This window comes from Rhizobium sp. N621, from assembly GCF_001664325.1.
Lineage (GTDB): Bacteria > Pseudomonadota > Alphaproteobacteria > Rhizobiales > Rhizobiaceae > Rhizobium > Rhizobium esperanzae.
This window is the reverse complement of the sequence record NZ_CP013497.1, coordinates 162576-179322: the sequence shown is the minus strand read 5'-3', so window position 1 is coordinate 179322 and position 16747 is coordinate 162576. Positions and strand designations below refer to the sequence as shown.

Below are 16747 nucleotides of genomic sequence, written 5' to 3'. Positions count from 1 at the left end.
GGCAGTAGCATCGTTTGTAGTCGGTTGAACTTGGCAATACCGGTGTCTCGAAGCTGTCGATAGCCTTCAGAACCGGCTCGACGTCGGCAAGCGACGCCATCCGGCTCGCCTCACACGTTGCTACTAAATTTTCGTCAGCCGATCTTTCAGCCCAAAGCGGGACAAGACGCATGCTCCCTTTCGAACATGCATCGGAACCCTTTGATCACTTCAAATCAGCGTTCACTCGTGACTTTGCAAAAATGCAGCCCTGCTCCGGTTGAACTGATCTAATTTAATAGAGTAATTATTGACTGATTGTCTGACGATGAGTACGTTCGCGCGAATTGCGTTGTGAGCCTTGGAGGAACAGTTACATGAAGCAGGCATATGCGGCGGTCTCGCGCGAAAAGGCGAAGCCCTTGATCTTGGAGTGCATAGGGATTGAGGAACCTCGTGCAGACGAGATTTTGGTCCGCATCGTCGCATCGGGGGTATGTCATACCGACCTGGTGGTCAGGGACCAGGGATATGACGTACCTCAACCTGTTGTGTTGGGACACGAAGGCTCTGGCGTCGTCGAGGCCGTCGGGAGCGCAGTTAAAGATCTTGTGCCCGGTGATCACGTTGCTTTGAGCTACGCCTATTGCGGCAAGTGCGAAAAGTGCCTTTCCGGTACACCTTTCTACTGCGAGGACTTCTTCGGTCGCAATTTCCGCGGCACTCGTCCGGATGGCACCTGCCCGATCCATGATTCTCACGGGAAACAGATTAGTGGCTGCTTCTTCGAGCAGTCGTCATTTGCAACCTACGCCATCGCCAGCGAACGAAACGCCGTGAAGGTTGCAAAGGATGTTCCACTCGAGTTGATCGGACCGCTCGGGTGCGGGCTTCAGACCGGTGCTGGCGCGGTACTGAATTGCCTCAAGCCGAAGCCCGGCTCGTCAATAGCAGTGTTCGGTGCTGGTGCGGTTGGCATGGCGGCTACGATGGCCGCGAAAATCGCCGGATGCGCGACCATCATCGTGATCGACTTGAACGATGAACGGCTGGAACTTTCGCGCGAACTCGGGGCGACGCACACGATAAATGCCCGCAAATTGGACAGCGTTGCCGCGATCAGGAAGATCGTCCCCGCAGGCGTTGATTTCAGCTTGGAATGCACGAGTTCGCCGCGAGTTTTCCGTCAGGCAGTCGACTGCCTTGGTACGCCGGGAACATGCGGTCTCGTTGGCTCGTCCGCTCTCGGCACTGAAGGCACGATCGATATCGGGAACTTCCTTTTCGGCCGCACATTGATCGGCGTTGTCGAAGGACAAAGCGTTCCGTCCGAGTTCGTCCCGCAGTTGATCGAGTATTGGCAGCAGGGACTTTTCCCGTTCGACAAACTGGTTCAGTTCTATGACCTCGACCAGATCAACGAGGCGATGGCTGATTCCGAGAGCGGCAAAGTCATTAAGCCGATCCTTCGCATGAAGCATTAGTTTTGCGAGACTTTTCGAAAGACAAGACGGACCGCGATTAAATGCGATCCGTCGGAACAGCCGTGCTCAAGACGAGATATGGTCGAACGCTGCTTTCGATGCAATCGCGGGCCACATCACTCCGATAGGCCTGCACGAATGATGTGCTGGCAGGGCCCACGCAAAAGCTCTAGGACTCTGCCGGTCAAAGGCGGCCCCCTACAATCACCGGCAGGTAAGTGGCGAGGGCGGCTCCGTTATCCAAGGGGTCCAGAGAACACCTGCGCGCCAAACACTGAAAAGACGTTGCTCCGGCCGACGTGTTCAGCTGACGTGTCCTGGTCCAACAGGTGGCCAAACCGATCGCGCTTTGTCTTAAAATAAGTGATGTTGGACGCGCTAGATGCGGCGATCAGACTCTGGCGAGACGACACGATGACGCCTGACGTTCGCAGCGCCTCTATTTTTGTAGGATTGTTGGTCAGAAGCCGAACGCTGCCGATACCGAGGTCGCGGATGATATCCGCCGCTGCGTTATATTCGCGGGAATCAGATGCGAAGCCGAGTTCCCGATTTGCCTCAAGAGTATCACGACCATGATCCTGCAGGCTGTAAGCCGCAATTTTGTTTCCTAAGCCAATGCCACGCCCCTCTTGCCCACGCATGTAGATCACGCAACCAGCGCCCGCTAACTGGACCGCCCGAAGAGCCATTTCGAGCTGTTGACCGCAGTCGCATCGCATGGACCGGAACGCCTCACCTGTCAGACATTCAGAATGCACCCGTACCAGAACGTCTTCCTTCTCGCACAACTCGCCAAGTGTCAAAGCTAAGTGTTCCGTTCCCGTCAAACTATCGCGATAAGCAATTGCCTTGAAATCCCCAAACCGCGTTGGCATAAAGGACTGCGCGTAACGCTTTACCCTCGTATCACGACTCCTGCAGTACTCAATCAAAGCGTCGATCGTTACTATGTGCAGGCCATGTTCGATTGCGAACTTCTCGAGATCTGGCAGTCGAGACATGGTTCCGTCGTCATTGGCGATCTCGCAGATTACGCCAGCCGGCGCCAGGCCGGCAAGTCGTGCAAGATCCACGGCAGCTTCGGTGTGGCCAGGACGGCCCAGGACACCGAGACGATTTGCACGCAAAGGAAAAATGTGACCCGGTCGCGATAGGTCTTCCGGCCGCGTCTGCGGATCGATGAGCGACTTGACGGTTGCTGCTCGATCTTCGGCTGAAATCCCTGTCGTTGTGCCGTGTTTGCAATCGACGGAAACGGTAAATGCCGTCTGCAGTGAGTCCGAATTACGTGTGACCATCAGGGGGATCTCGAGTTTGTCGAGACGTTCGGCTGGAAGTGGCACGCAGATAAGGCCTCTCGCATATTTCATCATGAAAGCGATGTGCTCAGCTGTTATTTTTTCGGCAGCAACGACTAGGTCGCCTTCATTCTCCCGGTTTTCGTCGTCGACCACGATAACCATCTCGCCCGCTTCGATCGCCTCGATCGCCTCATCTATGCTCGAAAAAGACATGGAATCCTCCTCCTTATTATGGGCTGACGGCGCGACGCGCGGCATCGAGCTCTCTGTCGACAAGCGCGCGCAGGTTCTCAGAAAGAGCATCGTTCTGAAAATCTTCATCGAGAGCGAAAATGAAACGGCTATGTATTTGCGCTTCGAAAAAGTCGAATAAGGCTTCCATCGAGGCTTCGACGAGCGGCTTGTGACTCGATGCTTTACCGGTTGCAAAAGGGATCACATAGCGGCCCTTAAGCGCTTTCATGTCGACAAGGTCGAATAAATGCTTCAGCAACCCAGTGTAAGATGCTTTGTAGACCGGACTACCAACAACTAGCACGTCACTAGCCAAAATATCGTTGAGTGCCGCTTTAACAATCTCAGCGGCGCTGGAGGGCAACACTGTTGCCCCAAGGTGCGGATGAAGGTCGACAAGGTCCCAGCAGCTTGCTTCGTTGCCGGACGCGCGCACCCGATCCACCATGAAGTCTGCTACGGCCCGGGTTTTCGAGGGGCGCGATAAATTCCCCGTTATTACAACAACTTTCATGTCACAGGACTCCCAACATTCTCGCATAAGACAATCTTACAATTTTCACTCACACCGCAATGGAGGTCGTTGAGGACCCGTGGGGGCAAAAATAGTCCTGCGGTGTCCTGAGCCCTCACAACCCGTAATTTCCCAACCTCGAAGGCTGGATTGCTTCGCAGAAGTCTTCTGTCTCGTACGACTTTATTCTCTCAATGGGTGGGCTCGCCGTGCAAGCGCACCTACTGTCTGCAATCCCTGCCGCTTTTACCGACCCAGCACGTTTGCGTTAGAACCTCCTGGACACGGAATGAGGCGTTGCCGCTTGATATACGGTCGCCGTGGCTCCACCTCAGTTACGACAGGTAGTATCCCGGTCACTTACGGGAACTCTGGTGAGCTTGCCTTCGATGGATCATGGGCGAGCCAAGGTTCCGCATGCGATACCCATACGTTTGACATCGGCACACTTCCAGGATCGGTATCGAACGTGCCGGCTCTAACGACTTTGAGCTCCGGGCTGGCCGGCCGCTCCGCATAAACGTGCGAGCCACATACCGAACAAAACCACCGCAGCTTTCCAGGCGTCGATTCGAAGCTATGAAGCGTATCTTGGCCTGTAAGGATCTTGAAGTGCTCGCTTTTCACCTTCGCAGCGGTATTGTGATCAGCGGCGTGTGACTTCCGGCATGTTTGACAGAAGCAATTCCACATGGGTCCATCAATTTCCTGAACCTGGTACGTTACCGCTTTGCATTGGCATGATCCGAAGATTGGCATCGGGTATCCTTTCACTGATTCATTACGTTGATTTCAAATTTCTCGTCGCCGCTAAGCCAGCGTTTGATGTTGCGCGCAGCCTGGCGGATGCGGTGTTCGTTCTCGACGAGCGCCAGACGGACGTAGTCGTCGCCCATTTCGCCGAAGCCGATACCCGGTGCAACGGCGACGTCGGCCTTCTCGACCAGCAGCTTGGAAAACTCCAGCGAACCGAGATGACGGAACTTTTCCGGGATCTTTGCCCAGGCGAACATGGTGGCAGCCGGCGGCGGCACGTCGAAGCCGGCCTTCCCGAAGCTTTCGACCATGACGTCGCGGCGACGCTTGTAGACGTTGCGAACCTCCGCAATGTCGGAACCGTCGCCGTTCAGCGCATGGGTCGCGGCCACCTGGATCGGCGTGAAGGCGCCGTAGTCGAGATAGGACTTGACGCGGGTGAGCGCCGCGATCAGCCGCTCGTTGCCGACGGCAAAGCCCATGCGCCAGCCGGGCATGGAAAAGGTCTTCGACATCGAGGTGAATTCGACGGTCACATCCATTGCACCCGGCACTTCGAGAACCGATGGCGGCGAAGCGCCGTCGAAGTAGATCTCGGAATAGGCAAGGTCGGAAAGCACGATGATGTCATGCTTCTTGGCGAAGGCGACGACGTCCTTATAGAAATCGAGCGTCGCGACGAGGGCCGTCGGGTTCGACGGATAGTTGAGGATCAGCGCCAACGGCTTCGGGATCGAATGCCGGACCGCCCGCTCCAGCGGCGGGAAAAAGCTCTCATCCGGCTCAACCGACATCGAGCGGATCACGCCGCCCGCCATCAGGAAACCGAAGGCGTGGATCGGATAGGTCGGGTTCGGGCAGAGGATCACGTCGCCGGGCGCGGTGATCGCCTGCGCCATGTTGGCGAAGCCTTCCTTGGAGCCCAAGGTGGCGACCACCTGGGTATCCGGGTTGAGCTTGACACCGAAACGGCGGGCATAATAGGCGGCCTGGGCACGGCGCAGCCCCGGAATGCCCTTGGAGGAGGAATAGCGGTGGGTGCGCGGATCCTGCACGACCTCGCACAGCTTGTCGACGATCGACTGAGGAGTGGGAAGGTCGGGGTTTCCCATGCCGAGATCAATGATATCGGCGCCGCCCGCTCGCGCGCTTGCTTTCAAACGGTTGACCTGTTCGAAAACATAAGGCGGCAAACGTTGAATTCTGTGAAAGTCCAGCACACTATTTCCAATCAAATCGCAGATACCTCCCGCGCCGATTATAGAAACCGACGCGGGAGGCTGGGAGGTCTCCTTCCGGAGAACATTCATTACTTCTTCGGCCGCCAAGCTAACGGATCTTCAGGACGTTCGAAGTAGTTTGCAGCGACGTCTGCAGGCCACCAGCCGTTGTTCTTCGGCTCGATCCAATCCGTGGAATTGGGATCGCAATCTTCCTTCAGCACTTCCTTCACGTCATCAATGGTGTAAGGAAGCGCAGGACGAAGAATCGACTGGATCTTTGGTCCCTGGCCTTCGAGCGTTCGCATCATGACGTCCCACACAAGGCGGGCATCAGACCGCGGCGGCCAGAAATGGAAGCTCTTGCTTATGAAATCAGGGTTCTTACGCCAGTAGCAGGCTGCCGAAGCCTCACCCCCGAGCACGATAGGCATCATGTCGCGGCCGGATTGCTGTACTGCGTTCACGACACCGTTTTCTGAAGCGGACTGAACGAGAATGCCATTAACCTCAGCAAGATTGGTGGCAAGAAACTTCTGAACCTCAACCTGGGCGACCTGGTCGGTCCATTTGCCAGCTATCGTGCCTACAATTTTGATACCGGGGAATTTATCGAACGCGTTCTTCGCGCCGATGTCGAAGCTGTCCGATGATGCGAAACCGGGGATGCCCGATACCATCAGGACGTTGCCTTTTTCACCGATTTCCTTGGCAAGCCATTCAGCAGCCTTGTAGCCACCGTCGGTGTTATTCTCTGTGGCATTGATTGCGTAGGGTGATGTGACATAGCCCGAGACTGAGAAGACTGGCACGCCTTTCGAATGAGCATACTCTATGGTCTTGTTAAGTGCGGTAATGTTCGAGCAGCAAATGACGATCGCATCAACACCGTCGTCAACCATCTGCCGCATCTGCTGGATTTGGACAGCGTCTTTGAGGTCAGACTGCGTGACGATTAGATCGGAGACTAGGCCTGCTTCCTTATATCTCGGAAGCAATACGTTGGTGAATTCGTCCAGGATGTTCGCGCGCCAGGTATTACCGGCATATGTGGATGCATAACCAATTTTCCACGGCGGTGGACGTTTTGGAACAAAATCTTTGTACACCGTCCCCCCGAGCGGAATGGCGGGATCGATATTCTCGTAAAGCGCCTTTTGGTCCGGCGGCAACGAATCGAGGCCGTCAGCCTTCGCCACGCCGTTCATGTGATAAAGGCTCGACAGCGTAAAAAGCGCTGCAACGATTTTCTTCAGCATTCAGGGCCTCCTCCCCTTGTGGTTCCGCTCAACCGCCGGCCCCTTTGGCCGCCAGCCGCGAAAATCCTGCCAGAATCTGGCAGAGTTCGTGTCGGGACGGCAATCGCCGTCCCGAGGACTGGTTCAGTTGCGCAGACCGGCTTGCTTGAGCAGCGGCATGACACGGTCGTTAAAGAAGGGAAGTTCCTCGTTGTAATCGACCATTGTCAGCAAGGCGCCGTTGACGCCTGTATTGCTGAGATCCACGAGCTTGTCGGCGACTTGTTCTGGATTGCCGACGATCGGGTATCCACCCCAGCCAGCGACGAAGCGTTCCTTGAATTTTTGATACATTTCGGCAGAATGGTTTTGAGATTGCACCTGCAGAACTTCACAGATGTTCTCGCATGCCTCCCAGTCACCCTTCTGGTTGACGTAGTAGTCGTAGTATTCCTTTGCTTCCTTCTCCGTTTCGCGAACGATAACGGGGCAAGCTGTGAATGTGCCAAGATCACGGTTATATTCAGTACGCGCCAGGTCCTTCACCTTTTTGACCCAGGCAGCGCCGGATTCCATGTCTTGCATGAAGCCGAAGTTGAAGTCGCAGAACTTGGCGGTGAAATGCAGTCCCTTGCCCGAGGCGCCGGCGCAGATCAGGAGCGGGCGACCCGCCTTGTTGTAGGGTTTGGGTTCACTGAAGGCGTCTTTGACTTTGAGGAACTCGCCTTCGAAGGTAACGCCATTGCGTTTCCAGAGCGTCTCGACGATATCCATCCATTCAGTGGCGTATTCATAGCGGGTGTCGTGCTCCATCATAGGAACTCCGAACATTTCCATTTCGGGAGTGAACCAGCCGGTAACGAGATTGAGGCCGTATCGACCCTTCGAGATGTGATCGATTGTTGTCGCCATCTTGGTTGCAACAATCGGGTTTAGCGTCGGAATGTGAGTCGTTGAGAAGAACTGGAGCTTCGTGGTGACCGCCGCGAGAGCGGCCGCCCAGGTGAACGTATCCATGTTCACGCCATTGAAGTTTGAAGGACCGCCAAAACCACGCCAGCGTGCAATCGGCACCATGCATTCCCAACCGGCTGCCTCAAGCTTCTTTGCAATCTCGACGTTGTGGTCGAAGGTAGGTTCGAACGTTGTCTCAGCGAGCGTAATCGCGCATGCATTCGAGCAATTCGTGCCAAATACGCCGAGCTTGAGCTTGTTATCATTGAACATTGGGTTTCCGGCAGCGCGGAAATCGTCTTGTGCGGTCACTGTAGTCCCTCCTCGGGCTGGCAACGGATGATGCTCAGCCCACTCAAATGCGTTGAATAACTAGATGCCCATCTCGTCGAAAACTTCCGCTGCCACGCGGAAGCTGTCGATGGCCGCAGGAACACCGCAGTAAATCGAAACCTGGAGGAAAACCTCCCGAATTTCCTCTTTGGTAAGACCGTTGTTGATTGCTCCGCGAACATGCAGTTTCAGCTCATGCGGACGATTGAGGGCCGAAATCATCCCGAGATTGAGGATGCTGCGCTGCTTGCGCTCCAGGCCCGGCCGATTCCAAATCGCGTCCCAGCAGTATTCTGTGACGAGGGTTTGCATCGGCCAATTGAAGTCGGTGGCTTTGCTGACCGACGCATCAACATAGCCCCCCCCCAAGACTTCGCGCCGGGTCTTTAGTCCGCGCTCAAAGCGCTCTGTGACTTCACGTCCATGAATTTCTCTTGCGGGTGCCATATTGCTCACGCTTTTCTCCTTGCCGCCCTTGGGCTTTCGATGAGTGATGTGATTGGTGGTTAAAGCCACCTACTATGCGGCCGATCCACTGATGGACGACGACCTGACGAGTTGACCGTTTTCGTAGAGAAGCGGCGCGATTGACTCGATGAACCGTGCTTCGAGCACTTCTCCGAGCACAACATCATGCGTTCCAACGTGAACGACATCTTTTAGCTTGCAGACAAACGCCGCCTGCGCATCGGACAGGACCGGCATGCCGTCGAGAGACAGCCACTCGCCGTAATGAAAGCGCTCTTCACCCTTCAATTGCCCACTGAACAGCGGCACAAGATCGGCATGTGAAAGATGCAGCATGTTCACGGCGAACTTCCCGGAGATCTTCAAAGGCTGATTCACCGAAGCCGATTGGTTGATGCAGACAAGAACAGTTGGTGGGTCCGCGGTAACCGACTGGACCGCGGTGGCGGCCATGCCATGACGGACCCCGTTGAGTTCGGTCGTGATCAAGCAGATGGTTGATGTGAACCGACGCATAGCTGCCTTAAAAGCCAACTGCGCCTCAGTGCTGGTATCGGCCATATTGTCCTCCCACGGCCAAATTCGATCGAGCCTAGATAAACAGATCAGCAGACAATCTGTCAACTGGATTTTCACAATTGACAGATTGTCTGCTAAAATGTCTTCTAAGGCACCCAAAAATGAGGAGATGGTCGATGGATTTGAATCAAAGAGTTTGTATCGTCACAGGGGGCGGCAGCGGCATTGGTCGTGCGACAGCCGAGCTTTTCGCAAAGAACGGCGCCTATGTGGTTGTTGCTGATGTCAATGAAGACGCCGCGGTTCGTGTGGCGAACGAGATCGGCTCGAAGGCTTTCGGTGTTCGCGTCGACGTCTCGTCCGCCAAGGACGCGGAAAGCATGGTTGAGAAGACGACCGCAAAGTGGGGCCGGGTCGACGTGCTCGTCAATAATGCCGGGTTCGGAACGACGGGGAATGTGGTGACCATTCCTGAAGAAACTTGGGACCGGATTATGTCCGTAAACGTCAAAGGGATCTTCCTTTGCTCAAAGTACGTCATTCCTGTTATGCGACGGAACGGCGGAGGTTCGATCATCAATACGACTTCCTACACCGCAACCTCAGCAATCGCAGACAGGACTGCCTACGTAGCATCGAAAGGAGCAATATCTTCGCTGACGCGCGCGATGGCCATGGATCATGCGAAAGAGGGAATTCGTGTCAACGCGGTCGCTCCAGGGACAATCGACTCTCCTTACTTCACGAAAATCTTCGCCGAAGCGAAGGACCCCGCGAAGCTTCGCAGCGATTTCAACGCCCGTGCCGTCATGGATCGGATGGGGACAGCTGAAGAGATTGCTGAAGCAATGCTTTTTCTTGCGTCCGATCGTTCGAGGTTCGCGACCGGTAGCATTCTGACGGTCGATGGCGGCTCCTCGATCGGAAACCACCTGGTCAAGTGAAGGAAAGGGCGGCACTCGTCATGCCCTTACATTTGAGGCAGGAACACCGGGTATAAGGCTCCAGCCTCGTTGATCATTGACGTGTTCCTAACCCGTCAATGACAGCACAGAGCTGTTGGCCTAGGCGCAGCTCTTGTCGGACTTGCGGCACGCTCCAGCAAATATGATAGAGAAGGAGAAGGACTGCCGGCGACAACTAGATCTAACAGCGGAAACTGGATCAAGGACATTTCGCAATTTTTGTCGAATAACCCCACGATGTCGGTCAGATGACGTCATGCGAGTGCCGACCTTCCGGAATAGCCGCATGCTGGTTCCGAATGCCCTCTATCGCAACGCTGTCGGCATAAGTTTAGTCCGGAATACAAGGTGATACGATCGTGTCCCGGGAGGTGGTGTAGGTCGCGGCTGATGGCCGTGCTTTCCCGACATGGGTCGGAAGGGGATATCAGCGTGCCACAGCGGGGCAGGCTGATTTGGGGCTCATCTCATTTGGGCCATGGTCTCAAGCGTCATATACTTGGCGCGTTGAACGGCCCATTCGTCATTCTGTTCGAGCAGCAGTGCGCCGACGAGACGGACGATGGCTTCGTCGTTCGGAAAGATGCCGACGACCTCGGTGCGTCGCTTGATTTCGCCGTTGAGACGCTCAATTGGATTCGTCGAGTGCAGCTTTGCCCGGTGCTCTTTGGGGAAGGTCATGTAGGCGAGCACGTCCTCTTCAGCGTCGTCCATGATGGTGGCAAGCTTCGGCACTTTCGGCCTGATTTGATCGGCGACACTGCGCCATTGTGCGGCTTGCTGCCTCCGGGGTCTCCTGGGCAAAGGCCGTCGCGATGAAGGCGGATACGACCCGCCTGCCGCTCTTTCCAGCATGCGCGAGCACGTTCCTCATGAAGTGAACCCGGCACCTTTGCCAAGTGGCATTGAGAACCTTGGAAACGGCAGCCTTGATGCCCTCATGTGCATCAGAGACAACCAACTTCACCCCGCGTAGACCGCGGCGCGTTAGCCTGCGCAGGAATTCCGTCCAGATCGGTTCGGCCTCCGAGGTGCCAACTTCCATACCCAGGACCTCGCGCCGACCGTCGTTATTGACGCCGACCGCGATAATGACGGCGACTGAGACGATGCGGCCGCCACGCCGGACCTTGAGATAGGTCGCATCCACCACAGGTCGTCGACAGAACGAGTCGAGATTCCCTGGATATACGCTTCCTGGATAACGGCCGTCAGAGCTTTCTCTGCCATGCGGCGCGGTTCAAGGAAGCTCGGAAAGTAGCTGCCTTTGCGCAGCTTCGGAATGCGAAGCTCGACGGTGCCAGCCCGCGTCTCCCAATCGCGGTCACGGTAGCCATTGCGTTGAGTGAGCCGCATGGGGTTCTTCACACCGAAGTCAGCACCCGTGGCCGAGCCGACCTCCAACTCCATCAGCCGCTCGGCGGCAAAGCCAATCATCTCACGCAACAAATCTGCATCGGCACTCTTCTCAACAAGGGAGCGCACGTTCATCATGTCATTGGTCATCGGTGATCTTTCCGTCAGGTTGGTCTTGAACAACCCGACCCTAGCGGAAAACACTGATGGCCGCCCGCAAAGCCGATCACCCGCTACAGCGCAACGAGAAGCGCGCGGGCGCTCGGCTTTACTCCCTACCGTCACCTACGCCACGTACTGGGACACGATCGGTAAATGGCCAACGCGGTTGCTTTGTGATCAGCCGTTATCTTCGACGAACCGAATAGCGTCTTGCAAGAAGCTCCGGAAATAGTCAGGATTTTCGCACATCGGAAAGTGCCCAAGCCCCTCCATAACGACATGACGGCTGCCAGGAATGAGGGCCGCTAGCGCTGCTCCGTCTGCAGGCGTCGCAGAGTAGTCATAGGTCCCGGAGAGAAGAACGGTCGGTGTTCGCTTGGCATCAATCTTCGGACCGACGACGGCACCGTCGAACTCGTCGCTGTAGAACGAAAGATCGCCGGGATAAACTCCAGGAGCACCCTGCGAGTAGATCCAACTGGCGCGGCGTCGCTCTTCTTGCGGGCTGAGCGGGCTCATGATTCCGCGGACATAGGCTGAGTTATGAAGCGACCCATGAACGTTGACGTTGTGTTGAAAGGGGTTGCGACGGCCCTTTGACTTCAACGGCGGCTCGACCGCAATTACACCCATTAGACGTTCCGGTCGCTCCGCCGCCAGCACCATGCACATCGCCGCGCCCATAGATCCTCCAACGACGATAGCTCTGTCTCCGACGAGCTGGTCGAGTATCGCCGTGCACCAGGTCAGGTAGAGATCCGTTGTGAGTTGATAGGGCGAGCCGTCCCAAGTTAAAGGAGGCATCGAACGTCCGTGAAACGGCAGATCAACTGAGATCAATCGGTTCGTACGCGCAAACCCAGTGTCGGAGAGTTGCGGTAGAAACTGACGGCCGTCTGCGCCAGCCGTATGGAGGAAAAGGATAGGAGTTCCTGCACCGGCTTCCTCGTAAAAGATATCGTGTTCTACGCCGCCGACCTCTACCCGCTTATAGCGTCCGGTGACCTGTTCAATATTTCGATCGACCTTCGGCGCAACTAGGGGCGGAGACGCTACGACGATTTCGAACAGTCGCTCCAGAGCGGGACGCGCTTGAGCGATTGCTACGGGCGAACCAGATAACGTGAACTCAGGGTTAGCGAGTTGAAAGGCGGTGAACGAATGGTAGGTTGCCGGCGGCGGCACCTGCATAACCTTTTCCCAAGCTCCTTCTGGGGCACTCAGTATGACGTCAGCATTTTCGTCCGCGCCGTCCAGTGCGACTATCCCGCCTCCCACAGCAAGTGATGACTTTTCTGGTCCAACTTGCAACGAGATCCGTGTTGTAAGACCTGGGGTCAGTCGCGGTAGCTCCGGATCTTCGATCGCCAGGGTTACGCGTTTAATCAGCTCGGCATGGGCGCCCATACGTCCTCCCTAACAAAATGATGTTGTTGGGAAGCCGCACTTCCTGTGTCTCACCTCCCATAAGAGAGGTAAGCAGATTTTCAGACAATCTGTCAACCTTAGCCGTCGCCTGAACTTCGTTTTGTGGAACTACTCGGAGGTTTCGACGGGGTTCTTGCTCAAGTAGTCCAACGCCACCTTAGCCGCGATTTCGATATGGCGCTTGCAAAGCGCGGCTGCCCTGTCGCCATCACGCAACGCAATAGCGGCCGCAATCTCTCTTATTTCGAAAACGCTGTTCTGCAGCCGCCCTGGCTGGGTCATCGATGTCATCCGCAACAATGTGACCCGGTTGTGCAACGACGTGAGCATTTGCTTCACAAACACGTTCTTGCTGCCGGTCATCAAACAATCGTAAAAAGCGGTCTTGGCTTCGATGATCCGCGTTCCGGAACCGCTCTTGGCTGCGGCTTCGAACGCTTCCACGGTCTCGAGGAGAGCAACGATCTCTTCATTCGAACCGTTCTCGGCGAACTCCTGGCCGGCAAAGCTTTCAAGCAGCGCGCGTACACTATAAAGCTGCCTAGCCTCCTCGTAGCTGATAGTGCTGACAACCGGCCCCCGATGCGGATAGCTAGTAATAAGCCCTTCAGCTTCTAACTGGCGTAGCGCCTCGCGAACTGAAGTTCGGCCAACCCCGATAAGTTCGCACAACTCGCGCTCCACCAGCCGCTGCCCGGGCTTGAAACGGCCACTTGAAATAGCCTGCCGGAGCTTATCCTCAACAAGGATTCGAAGAGAGGCGTTTTGACGTCTAATCTGGAGGTCGATCGTTCCCATTCACAACAAACCTTCGATGAAATTTCTAGTGACGCACAGAATCAATATACTGCCGGAGCGTTTCGTAGGACAACCCGATTGTCTGCAAACAGCAAAAAATTTCAATCGGTTTATTGTGGGTCACAGGAGAACTCTAGCGAACTGGAGGTCTGGCGCAAGGGGAGAAAATTTCTGTAGCACCTCAGGGTCATGACCCGGAATGATGAGTCCGTTTGCTCCGGCAAGGACGCGGAGCTTGTTGTAACCCTCGATGACCTCTAGGTAATCTGCAAACAGGGGAAACGCGCCGTCATTTTCAAGATAGTGCTGGAAATGAAGCGCGTCGGAAGCGATAACCAGCAAAGCGCCGCCTGTTGCCACCGTAACAACTTGCAAACCTTTCGAGTGACCGCCAACCAGATGCACCCTGCATCCAGGAACAATTTCCCCATCCCCATCATGGAACCGTACCCGTGACTGAAAAACGAGCCGGACCGCGTCGACGACACCTTCTGTAGCAAAAGGCCGACGCATTCGCTCATGGCACATACACCGCCCCGTTCCATACGCCATCTCCCGATCCTGAATGTGAAAAGTGGCGTTAGGAAAGGCCGGGAGGTTTCCGGCGTGATCGTAGTGCAGGTGTGTCACAACGACATCAGTAATTTCGCTGGATTTGATGCCAAGGCTGCTCAGTGCTGCCACCGGATGGATCAAGAGGGTCCGCCCTCTGGCCGCGCCCTCTCCGGCTTCGAAACCAGTGTCAACAAGAATTAATCGGTCCTCGAGACGGATCAGCCACACGAAGTAGTCGATTTGTGATGGACGATCATGAATGTCATTCGTCTCTAGTATCAGGTCACTTACTGGTCTTTGCGCGGTGCCGTAATGGATGGCGAGCACTGTCCACTCGTTCAAGAGAATTCTCCCCGCCATCAGTCCATCAAGACTAGGTGTCGATTGATCTCGGCCCTGTCAAGACGGTCGAAAACCTCATTGATCTCATCAAGGGGGCCAGTGCTCGACAGCAATTTGTCCACTGGCAGCTTACCTTTGAGGTAAAGGTCGATATAGCGGGGTATGTCGCGCGATGGCACGCAGGAACCCATATAGCTGCCCTTGATCGTTCTCTCCTCTCCGACCAACGGCAAGGGCGAAACCTCGAAACGGGAATTTGCGCTGGCCAGTCCGGCCGTAGCGGTCATCCCTCCGCGCCGGGTAATCTCATATGCAAGCTCGAATGCCTTTTTGGATCCAGCCATCTCTATCGCGTAGTCTACCCCGCCGCTTGTCGCGCCTTTTACTTGGGCAACAATATTCGGCGAGGTGGCCAAAAAAGTCTTCGTCGCTCCCAGCTCCTTGGCAAGATCCAGCTTCGCTTGGATTAGGTCGATCGCCACGATATCGCTTGCACCGCTCGCAACAGCGCCAAGTATCGCCGAAAGGCCTACGCCGCCGAGCCCGATTACCGCCACACTACGGCCTGGGCGGACCCCACACGTGTTCATCACAGCTCCAACGCCGGTCATAACGGCACAGCCGAAGAGAGCAGCTGTCGCCAAATCGATATCTTTGGTCACTTTGACTACCGAGCTCGCCGACACGACAGCATATTCGGAAAACGCAGAAACGCCGCTATGGTGGTTAATTTCGTATCCTCTCAAACGGATGTGCTTGCCGCCGGATAGAAGCGTTCCTGCAGCATTGGCCTGGTAGCCCGGTTCGCAGAGGCTGGCGCGGCCTTCAGCGCAATATGAGCAATGGCCACAAACCGGCAGAAATGACATGACTACATGGTCACCAACCTCAACCTTCTCGACACTCGGTCCGATTGCTGCGACGACGCCAGATGCCTCATGGCCTAGAGCGACTGGAAGCGGACGCGGTCTGTCCCCATTGATTGCGGACAGGTCAGAGTGGCAGACACCGGCAGCCTTGATCTTGACCAACACCTCCATGGGGCCAGGCGGCGTCAGTTCCACAAGCTCAATCTTAAGAGGTTTCGAATTTGAATAGGGCTTCGGCAGACCCGACTCCCTGAGGATTACCGAACGCATCTGCATCTTTGAAATTCCTTATCGATGTGCAAGCAACTGCATTGGAGAGGGGATATAGCGGAATCCGTCTCCGTTTCGCACCACATGCCCGGCACCTGGCCATGCGAAGTGATAGGACATTACCGCAATGCGATCTGTCGCCAGCATATCAAGCACGCGCGTGCGGGATCTAGCTGACAGCTTCGGGTCCGTGTCGTATCGGAATTCCATCATCGGCCTCTCCATCAACAGGATATGATGGTGCGTAAGGTCGCCGAGAAAACAGAGGCGATCGTTTCCCGACTGCAGCATAAAACAATGATGACCGAGCGTGTGGCCGGGGGCCGAAATCGCGTGAACGCCCGGCAAGAACTCCTCGCCGTCTTTGAAAAAGAAGGTCCGATCCTTGTGGGGAAGCAGGTTTCGCCGAGCGTTATCGATTTGAAATTGAAATGAAGAATCGATCGACGACCCGTCCGTCCAGTCCGTGAAGTCTCGCTCACTGATGAAGATGTCGGCGTTCGGGAAATTTAACCTTCCATTGGCATCGCACAGACCGCCGATATGATCGATATGGGCGTGCGACAGAACCACCGCATCGATCTCCGTCGGATCTCGACCTGCCTCTCTCAGGCTGGCTAGGAGTCGACCTGTGGTGGGCCCGAAAGCTTTGGAAGACCCCATCCCGGTATCAAATAGAATTGTTCTTCCATTTATCTCAACAAGCGGCACGTTTTGCTCGAGTACAACTTTGTTCGTTGGCAGGAAATTGTCCTCTAGCATCAGGCTGACCGTGCGTGGCTCTACCCCCAAGAAGTTCAGGCGAGGATCTCCTAGCTCTAACGGCCCGTCGGACAGTACCGTGATTTTTCCATCGCCAAATTCGAACGGATAAAAATACGGAAGCTTGGCCAGGTGATGCATACTAAGAGACACTGATTTTCCTCCCATCAGGTGCTTGGCGACATTTTTGGCAGATTGTATGATAATCTGTCAAATATTTTTGAAGAAAGCCATATC

The 16747-nt window shown here is 55.5% G+C and carries 15 protein-coding genes and 1 pseudogene; 2 read left to right on the top strand and 14 right to left on the bottom strand.

What is annotated here, in order from left to right:
• The first annotated feature begins 356 nt into the window (after positions 1 to 356).
• The gene (locus AMK00_RS23450) at positions 357 to 1463 is read left to right on the top strand and encodes an NAD(P)-dependent alcohol dehydrogenase (protein WP_004671520.1); all 1107 of its coding nucleotides are present in this window, start codon (positions 357 to 359) and stop codon (positions 1461 to 1463) included.
• Between the two features lie 236 nt (positions 1464 to 1699).
• On the opposite strand, the gene AMK00_RS23445 is transcribed toward AMK00_RS23450, so the two are convergent.
• The 8 genes from AMK00_RS23445 to AMK00_RS23415 all read right to left on the bottom strand — a co-directional run bounded on the left by AMK00_RS23445 (position 1700) and on the right by AMK00_RS23415 (position 9045).
• Entirely contained in the window at positions 1700 to 2980 is a 1281-nt protein-coding gene (locus tag AMK00_RS23445) for a bifunctional 3,4-dihydroxy-2-butanone-4-phosphate synthase/GTP cyclohydrolase II (RefSeq protein ID WP_004671523.1), read from the bottom strand.
• Positions 2981 to 2996: 16 nt separating this feature from the next.
• The gene (locus tag AMK00_RS23440) at positions 2997 to 3515 is read right to left on the bottom strand and encodes an NAD(P)H-dependent oxidoreductase (RefSeq protein WP_004671524.1); all 519 of its coding nucleotides are present in this window, start codon (positions 3513 to 3515) and stop codon (positions 2997 to 2999) included.
• 360 nt (positions 3516 to 3875) lie between these two features.
• The gene (locus AMK00_RS31260; RefSeq protein ID WP_010029274.1) at positions 3876 to 4274 is read right to left on the bottom strand and encodes a GFA family protein; all 399 of its coding nucleotides are present in this window, start codon (positions 4272 to 4274) and stop codon (positions 3876 to 3878) included.
• Positions 4275 to 4285: 11 nt separating this feature from the next.
• Entirely contained in the window at positions 4286 to 5581 is a 1296-nt protein-coding gene (locus tag AMK00_RS23435; protein ID WP_406869908.1) for an LL-diaminopimelate aminotransferase, read from the bottom strand.
• Complete coding sequence (locus tag AMK00_RS23430; protein WP_004671529.1) at positions 5581 to 6750, bottom strand: ABC transporter substrate-binding protein; 1170 nt, start codon at positions 6748 to 6750, stop codon at positions 5581 to 5583. Before AMK00_RS23430 ends, AMK00_RS23435 begins: the two co-directional genes overlap by 1 nt.
• Before the next feature lie 123 nt (positions 6751 to 6873).
• Positions 6874 to 7995: an LLM class flavin-dependent oxidoreductase gene (locus AMK00_RS23425; protein WP_011053356.1), complete on the bottom strand. Its 1122-nt coding sequence runs from the start codon at positions 7993 to 7995 to the stop codon at positions 6874 to 6876.
• A gap of 60 nt (positions 7996 to 8055) precedes the next feature.
• On the bottom strand, positions 8056 to 8463 hold the full coding sequence (locus AMK00_RS23420; protein WP_004671531.1) for a carboxymuconolactone decarboxylase family protein: 408 nt from the start codon (positions 8461 to 8463) through the stop codon (positions 8056 to 8058).
• Between the two features lie 72 nt (positions 8464 to 8535).
• Positions 8536 to 9045 (bottom strand): flavin reductase family protein, encoded by a 510-nt coding sequence (locus tag AMK00_RS23415; RefSeq protein ID WP_008534378.1) that lies wholly within the window; start codon positions 9043 to 9045, stop codon positions 8536 to 8538.
• Between the two features lie 134 nt (positions 9046 to 9179).
• On the opposite strand from AMK00_RS23415, the gene AMK00_RS23410 reads away from it, so the two are divergent.
• Positions 9180 to 9947, top strand: a complete 768-nt coding sequence (locus AMK00_RS23410) for an SDR family oxidoreductase (RefSeq protein ID WP_004671535.1) — start codon at positions 9180 to 9182, stop codon at positions 9945 to 9947.
• Between the two features lie 489 nt (positions 9948 to 10436).
• Here AMK00_RS23410 and AMK00_RS23405 read toward each other — a convergent pair.
• The 6 genes and pseudogenes from AMK00_RS23405 to AMK00_RS23380 all read right to left on the bottom strand — a co-directional run.
• A pseudogene (locus AMK00_RS23405) lies at positions 10437 to 11474 on the bottom strand (IS256 family transposase); the annotation flags it as partial.
• A 189-nt stretch (positions 11475 to 11663) separates the two neighbouring features.
• Positions 11664 to 12893 carry an alpha/beta fold hydrolase gene (locus AMK00_RS23400; RefSeq protein WP_008534369.1) on the bottom strand — a complete coding sequence of 410 codons (1230 nt, stop codon included), beginning with the start codon at positions 12891 to 12893 and terminating at the stop codon, positions 11664 to 11666.
• 129 nt (positions 12894 to 13022) lie between these two features.
• Positions 13023 to 13712, bottom strand: a complete 690-nt coding sequence (locus AMK00_RS23395) for a GntR family transcriptional regulator (protein WP_004673291.1) — start codon at positions 13710 to 13712, stop codon at positions 13023 to 13025.
• A 120-nt stretch (positions 13713 to 13832) separates the two neighbouring features.
• Positions 13833 to 14627 carry an N-acyl homoserine lactonase family protein gene (locus AMK00_RS23390; protein ID WP_018247149.1) on the bottom strand — a complete coding sequence of 265 codons (795 nt, stop codon included), beginning with the start codon at positions 14625 to 14627 and terminating at the stop codon, positions 13833 to 13835.
• Entirely contained in the window at positions 14627 to 15754 is a 1128-nt protein-coding gene (locus AMK00_RS23385; protein ID WP_004673287.1) for a zinc-dependent alcohol dehydrogenase family protein, read from the bottom strand. The genes AMK00_RS23390 and AMK00_RS23385 overlap by 1 nt, the downstream gene beginning before the upstream one ends.
• 12 nt (positions 15755 to 15766) lie before the next feature.
• Positions 15767 to 16651 (bottom strand): MBL fold metallo-hydrolase, encoded by an 885-nt coding sequence (locus AMK00_RS23380; protein WP_011053353.1) that lies wholly within the window; start codon positions 16649 to 16651, stop codon positions 15767 to 15769.
• Between the last annotated feature and the right edge of the window lie 96 nt (positions 16652 to 16747).